Genomic DNA, 7523 nt, shown 5'->3' with positions numbered 1-7523 from the left:
TCAATCTGAGCATACGACTTCGCCTCTCCCCCAAATTTTTTCGTCAATACCATCGTAATGGCTGCCGTCAATGTCGTCTTGCCATGATCCACATGGCCTATCGTGCCAACGTTTATATGCGGCTTCAATCGCTCAAATTTACTCTTCGCCATGCTATATCCTTATCTTCAATAATTATTTACTTTTATTGATAATTGCTTCAGCAACGCTTTTGGGTGCTTCTGCATAATGTTTAAATTCCATTGTATATGTCGCTCTACCTTGTGTTGCAGAACGCAGGATCGTGGAGTAACCGAACATTTCTGCCAAAGGTACTTCTGCTCTTATAATTTTGAAACCCATTGTATCATCCATGCCCTGAATCATGCCGCGCCTAGATGACAAGTCTCCAACAACATTCCCCATAAAATCTGCTGGCGTTTCCACTTCAACCGACATCATTGGCTCCAGAAGCACTGCATTGGCTTTACGCATACCGTCTTTAAACGCAATCGAGGCTGCCATTTTAAACGCATTCTCATTAGAATCTACGTCATGATAAGAACCATCAAACAACGCCACCTTAACATCCACCACTGGATAGCCGGCCAGAACTCCCGCTCCCAAGGAGTCTTGCAACCCCTTTTCAACGGCTGGAATATATTCACGAGGAACAACCCCACCTTTGATTTCATCAATGAACTCGAATCCCTTACCGGCTTCATTTGGTTCCATTCTTAACCAAACATGGCCATATTGTCCTCGACCACCACTTTGCTTGATAAACTTGCCTTCTATCTCTACTTTTTTCTTAATAGCTTCACGGTAAGCAACTTGTGGCGCTCCGACATTTGCTTCAACACCAAACTCGCGCTTCATGCGATCTACAATTATCTCAAGATGCAGCTCACCCATGCCAGATATAATGGTTTGACCCGATTCTTCATCAGTTCGAACTCGAAATGATGGATCTTCCTGCGCCAAGCGATTAAGCGCAATCCCCATTTTCTCTTGATCATTCTTGGTTTTTGGCTCAACGGCAACATGGATAACTGGCTCAGGAAACTCCATTCGCTCTAGCGTTACAACATGCTCGGTATCGCACAACGTATCTCCTGTGATGACATCTTTCAATCCTACCGCAGCCGCAATATCACCTGCACGCACCTCCTTGATTTCTTCTCGCTGATTAGCATGCATTTGCAATAACCGACCAATTCTCTCTTTCCGCCCTTTTACTGAGTTATAAACGGTATCCCCTGAGGTAACTACACCAGAATACACACGAAAGAAAATCAACTGACCGACATAAGGATCGGTAGCAATCTTAAATGCCAAACTAGAAAATGGCTCATCATCAGTTGCATGTCGCTCATCTTTTTCCCCATTTTCCTTGGTTCCCTGAATTGCCGGAATATCTGTTGGAGCTGGCAAATAATCCAAAACCGCATCCAGCATTGCCTGCACGCCTTTATTCTTGAAAGCCGAGCCACATAGCATCGGCACTATTTCGTTATTCAGTGTACGCGCTCTCAATCCCTGCTTTATTTCCTCTATTGACAAAGCACCTTCTTCAAGGTACTTATTCATTAACTCCTCGGAAGCTTCAGCAGCAGACTCCACCATTTTCTCATGCCAACTCTTTGCTTCACTCTTCAAGCTCTCGGGTATCTCGCGCTCCTCAAATTTTGTACCCTGAGTAGCGTCATTCCAATAAATTGCCTTCATTTTTAGCAAATCGACTATACCTTCAAACTTATCTTCTGCACCAATCGGCAACTGAATTGGCACGGGATTAGCTTTTAATCGCGTTTTAATCTGTTCCAGAACACGCATGAAATTCGCGCCTGAACGATCCATCTTATTGACAAAAGCAAGTCGCGGCACTTTATACTTGTTGGCCTGCCGCCATACCGTTTCAGTTTGAGGCTGCACTCCCCCGACCGCACAAAAAACCGTGCACGCACCATCCAATACTCTTAGAGACCGCTCTACCTCGATAGTAAAATCTACGTGACCCGGCGTATCGATAATATTTATACGATGCTCTGGATAGTTACCCGCCATGCCTTTCCAAAAACAGGTTGTTGCCGCTGAAGTAATGGTTATACCGCGCTCCTGCTCTTGCTCCATCCAATCCATCGTAGCCGCACCATCATGGGTCTCTCCTAACTTGTGAGAGACTCCAGTGTAAAACAACACGCGCTCTGTTGTAGTTGTTTTACCTGCATCAATATGCGCCATGATTCCAATATTGCGGTAGCGCTCTATGGGCGTTTTTCTAGACATTAAATTTAAACTCTTAAATTACTAATTTAACTAATTTTTAATAATATGACTCTTCCTGATATGCGCTATAAAGCATATTCATCAAAGCCAAACTCTCTATAAAACCCTATCAAAACCGAAAATGAGAAAATGCCTTATTTGACTCCGCCATGCGATGCACCTCTTCACGCTTTTTGACTGCCCCACCGCGACCTTCAGAGGCCTCCATTAACTCGCCAGCCAGGCGCACATCCATTGATTTCTCACTGCGCTTACGCGCAGCATCACGCAACCAACGCATCGCAAGCGCACTACGCCGTACCGATCTTACCTCTACGGGAACTTGATAATTTGCCCCACCAACGCGCCGACTTTTTACCTCAACCATAGGGCGTATATTTGCCATCGCCTGAGTGAATACCTCCACCGGATCCTTTCCAGTTTTTTTCTCGATTTGTTGCATAGCACCATAAATTATTCGCTCTGCAACCGATTTTTTTCCACCCGTCATCAAAACGTTAACAAACTTTGATATCTCAACATTATGATATTTCGGATCTGGCAATATTTCACGTTTTGGCACTTCTCTGCGTCTTGGCATTTACAAACCCCAAACAATCCTAGTTAACTTTAATTGACTTCCACTCATTTCCACTAACAGACTTCGCTGAAAAATTATTCTATGATGCCTTAGGTTTTTTGGAGCCATATTTAGAACGTGCTTTCTTACGATCTTTCACTCCAGCAGTATCCAAGCTTCCTCGCACAGTATGATATCGCACACCCGGCAAGTCCTTAACACGTCCGCCTCGAATCAATATCACCGAATGCTCCTGCAAATTATGGCCTTCACCACCAATATAACTTGCAACTTCAAACCCATTTGTCAATCTTACACGCGCAACTTTACGCAAGGCAGAATTAGGCTTCTTAGGTGTTGTTGTGTAAACCCGCGTACAAACACCTCTCTTTTGTGGACATCCCTCTAGAGCCGGAACTTTACTTTTTACACGCTTAGCTTTTCGCGGTTTTCTTACAAGTTGACTTATGGTTGGCATAATATTTTATTTCTCAATTAAACCCTTGTCTTATTCGTCTTATTCTTCATCACGATTTTAATGTTATGGACAAACTACTTTATATTTAACCTATCTCTTGACTTGCTTTTTCTTTTAAATCTATTTCTCTTTTTCTTCACCGTGTATTTAGTATTAGTATTCGAAAAGAGGAGGCTAAAAAGACTGCGGATTGTAGGGGTTTTATCGTTTCATGTCAAGGCAGAAAGATAAAAATTGCCTAATTTTCATTTACAAACATACCCTATATTCCGTAGGAATTTCAGCCATTATTTTAAACGCGCAACCTAATTTCCCGATAAATAATTCCATTTCTTCGATTCGCTCAATATTTCCTTGAATATTTACTCGGCCTTAAATCTCTACCCTATAACAATCCGATAATTTCTTATGTCAACCCGCTTGCCTTTATTTTTTCAATGATTTTCTGAGTTGCGCAGCAATTCGCATTCTAAGCGCATTCAATTTAATAAATCCTGCTGCATCTGCTTGATTATAAGCGCCGCGATCATCTTCAAAAGTTGCAACAGCCGGATCAAACAATGAATCGGTTCTAGAATCACGACCAACCACTACTACATTGCCTTTATAAAGCTTCACCCGCACCCAACCGTTGACATTAAGCTGAGATTCATCAATCATGGTTTGCAACATTTTACGCTCAGGACTCCACCAATAGCCGCTATAAATAAGAGCCGCATAACGTGGCATGAACTCATCTTTTAAATGCGCCACTTCTCGATCCAAGGTGATAGATTCAATGGCACGATGAGCGCGTAACATGATGGTGCCGCCTGGCGTTTCATAGCACCCCCGCGACTTCATACCGACATACCTGTTTTCAACCAGATCTAAACGCCCAATACCATGTTTACCGCCCAGCTGATTTAGTTTTGCGAGAACAACTGCAGGAGATAACCTTTCTTGGTTCAGCGCTACAATATCACCACGCTCAAATTCTATGTCAAGATACTCTGGTTCATCTGGCGCTTTCTCTGGCGCAACTGTCCACCGCCACATTGATTCTTCAGGTTCTTTTGCCGGATCTTCCAATAGACGCCCTTCATAGGAAATATGCAATAGATTTGCATCCATACTGTACGGAGACCCAGTTTGCTGCTTCATCTCAATGGGAATACCATGTTTTTTCGCATACTCCAAAAGTTTCTCGCGTGAAGTGAGATCCCATTCACGCCACGGAGCAATGACATGAATATTGGGTTTCAATGCATAATAACCAAGCTCAAAGCGAACTTGATCGTTTCCTTTACCCGTTGCGCCATGCGAAACAGCATCTGCTCCCGTTTCTTGAGCAATCTCTATCTGCCTCTTGGCAATGAGTGGTCTGGCAATGCTTGTTCCGAGCAAATATTCACCCTCATAGATAGTATTTGCACGAAACATTGGAAAGACATACTCTCGAACAAATTCTTCACGTAAATCTTCTATATAAATTTCTTTAATATCAAAGCTTCGTGCTTTTGCCCGCGCAGGCTCAATTTCTTCACCTTGACCGATATCAGCAGTAAACGTCACAACCTCACATTGATAAACATCCTGCAACCATTTCAATATGACCGAAGTATCCAATCCACCCGAAAAAGCCAGAACCACCTTGTTAATTTTATTCATAACAACAATACAATTTCCCTACCAATTAATTAAAGCATCCGCTTACTTAATTTCTACTTTTCCCTGCAATAAATACTCCATTAACGCTTTCTGAGCATGCAATCGATTTTCTGCCTCATCCCAGACCACTGATTGCGGCCCATCCAATACTTCGGCCGCCACCTCTTCTCCACGATGAGCGGGTAAGCAGTGCATGAATAGAGCATCCTTTTTGGCATAAGACATCATTTCTTCATCAACACAAAAATCAGCGAAGGCATTTTTTCTAGCCTCTTCCTCGGCCTCAAAACCCATACTTGTCCATACGTCAGTAGTCACAAGATCAGCATTTTTTACCGCATCATGTGGACAAGAAAACTCCTCATAATAATCAGCACTATACAATCCAGCACGCTCTAGCTCAACCTCATAGCCGGGAGGAGTTGAAACATGAACATTAAAATCAAAAATCTCTGCAGCCTGCAGCCATGTATTACACACATTATTGGAATCACCAATCCATGCAACTGTCTTACCGGTAATATTTCCACGATGCTCTATATAAGTAAAAATATCCCCCAGAATTTGGCAAGGATGATATTCATCAGTTAATCCATTGATAACAGGAACACGAGAATATTCAGCGAAACGTTCAATTATACTATGCTCATAAGTACGAATTATGACCATATCTACCATTCGCGACACTACCTGCGCCGCATCCTCTACAGGTTCACCACGGCCAAGTTGAGTATCCCGAGTTGAGAGATAAACCACATTTCCACCTAGCTGATACATCCCCGCCTCAAATGATAATCGCGTTCGCGTAGAATTCTTATCAAAAATCATCGCCAGAGTCCGGTCTGTCAGCGGCCAGTATCGTCGATATTGCTTGAACTCATTTTTAATCCAACGCGCTCGCTCGAACAAATATTCAAGCTCTCTACGGGTCAAATCGTTAATCTTGAGAAAATGCTTTATTTGCATATAATAGTTGATTTAATTTGATGAACCAGGTCGGTCACGCGTGATTATATTCGCAGCTTGACTTGTCAAGAATCTATCAATAATTTCCGAAGAAATATCAACTACCTGCTCAGCTTCCGCTTGATTTATTATCAGAGCAGGTAACAATCGCACGACTCTTTCCGAAGTGACATTAATTAATAGTCGATGTTTTAGCGCCTCCTTAACCAGCTCAACACAAGGTACAGGGAGTTCAATTCCCAGCATGAGCCCTTGACCTCGAATTTGTATCACATTCAGCCAATGAGCAAGTTTTTCCTTAAACCGATCTCGTATAAAATTACCCACCTGTACTGCATTTTGCATCAAACGGTCTTTTTCAATCACATCCAAAGTAGTTAACGCCGCTGTACAAGCCAGTAGATTACCTCCAAACGTCGAGGCATGATTACCAGGCTTAAATACCTCTCCCGCCTCACCTGTTGCAATACAAGCACCGATCGGTACACCAGAGCCCAGACCCTTTGCTAGCGTCATAACATCTGGCATGATACCGCTATGCTGAAATGCAAACCATTTTCCTGTGCGGCCGATACCACATTGCACTTCATCGAGCATCAACAACCAGCCATTCTGATCACATAATTGGCGCAAACCTTGTAAATAATTAATTTGCGGAAAATTGACCCCACCTTCACCCTGGTAAGTTTCCACTAACACTGCCACGACGTGCTTATTGTTATCAGCAATCTGAGCAACCGCATTGAGATCATCATAGGGAACACGCACGAAACCAGCGAGCAAAGGTTCAAAACCAGCCTGGGCCTTACGATTACCCGTTGCAGTCAAAGTTGCCATAGTGCGACCGTGAAAGGACCGCTCCATTACGATGATAGTAGGTAATTCAATTCCTTTATTGTGACCATACAATCTTGCCAATTTAATAGCAGCTTCATTTGCCTCTGCCCCTGAATTACAAAAGAATACTCTGTCCATTCCCGACAAAGCAGCCAACCTACCAGCCAGCAATTCCTGTTTTTCGATATGATAAAGATTTGAAGTATGGATTAACATCCCTGCCTGTTTACACAGCGCTTTGGTCAATTCAGGATGGCTGTGCCCAAGACTACATACAGCAATTCCACAAAGAGCATCCAGATAACAATCGTCACGATCGTCCCATAACCAGACTCCCTCACCTTTGATAAAAGTTACGGGAAGTCGCAAATAAGTACTCATCAAGTTTGACACAGCGCTACACTCTCGCATTTAAATTTGAAGAAAAAGAAAACAATACAGCGGCATTTGCCGCCGTTAATTGGTTAATTACCTTATACTCAATCTATATTTACTTATTTAGTAAGCTTTTTCAAGGGGCCTTTTGGTTTTATGTTATTTTTAACATGAAAACATTTTATGGTTAAGATATTTAATCTGCTCAATAATCTAGATTAATATATTTATTCTGTCTTAATATATTCTATTCTGTCATCAAAACTTATTAATACTTTCATTAGCTAAGTTACAGCCAAGGTTTATAAAGAAATAAATAGAGAGATGACATGCTAAAATATAATAACTAATGCTCTAACTGTTTTAGCAGGAAATCAATTTTTATAGCCA

Annotated in this window: 7 protein-coding genes; all 7 read right to left on the bottom strand. The window is 42.2% G+C overall.

Translation table 11 applies throughout. The features are described from left to right. Positions 1 to 152 (bottom strand): GTP-binding protein (locus tag BM283_RS10225; RefSeq protein WP_254776322.1); only part of this gene is annotated, 152 nt, incomplete at its 3' end. A 22-nt stretch (positions 153 to 174) separates the two neighbouring features. Then, on the bottom strand, positions 175 to 2268 hold the full coding sequence (gene fusA, locus BM283_RS10220) for an elongation factor G (protein ID WP_090692701.1): 2094 nt from the start codon (positions 2266 to 2268) through the stop codon (positions 175 to 177). A gap of 109 nt (positions 2269 to 2377) precedes the next feature. Further along, on the bottom strand, positions 2378 to 2848 hold the full coding sequence (gene rpsG, locus BM283_RS10215; protein ID WP_090692698.1) for a 30S ribosomal protein S7: 471 nt from the start codon (positions 2846 to 2848) through the stop codon (positions 2378 to 2380). A 79-nt stretch (positions 2849 to 2927) separates the two neighbouring features. Continuing rightward, the gene (gene rpsL / locus BM283_RS10210) at positions 2928 to 3305 is read right to left on the bottom strand and encodes a 30S ribosomal protein S12 (RefSeq protein WP_090692696.1); all 378 of its coding nucleotides are present in this window, start codon (positions 3303 to 3305) and stop codon (positions 2928 to 2930) included. A 426-nt stretch (positions 3306 to 3731) separates the two neighbouring features. Further along, positions 3732 to 4955 carry an argininosuccinate synthase gene (locus tag BM283_RS10205; protein WP_090692694.1) on the bottom strand — a complete coding sequence of 408 codons (1224 nt, stop codon included), beginning with the start codon at positions 4953 to 4955 and terminating at the stop codon, positions 3732 to 3734. Positions 4956 to 4997: 42 nt separating this feature from the next. Further along, the gene (gene argF, locus BM283_RS10200) at positions 4998 to 5921 is read right to left on the bottom strand and encodes an ornithine carbamoyltransferase (RefSeq protein ID WP_090692692.1); all 924 of its coding nucleotides are present in this window, start codon (positions 5919 to 5921) and stop codon (positions 4998 to 5000) included. 12 nt (positions 5922 to 5933) lie between these two features. Continuing rightward, positions 5934 to 7151: an aspartate aminotransferase family protein gene (locus BM283_RS10195; RefSeq protein ID WP_175492099.1), complete on the bottom strand. Its 1218-nt coding sequence runs from the start codon at positions 7149 to 7151 to the stop codon at positions 5934 to 5936. Between the last annotated feature and the right edge of the window lie 372 nt (positions 7152 to 7523).

This window comes from Nitrosomonas sp. Nm34 (genome assembly GCF_900113925.1).
GTDB lineage: Bacteria > Pseudomonadota > Gammaproteobacteria > Burkholderiales > Nitrosomonadaceae > Nitrosomonas.
Note: the sequence above shows the minus strand (reverse complement) of the source record. Positions and strands in the feature narration are given on the sequence as shown.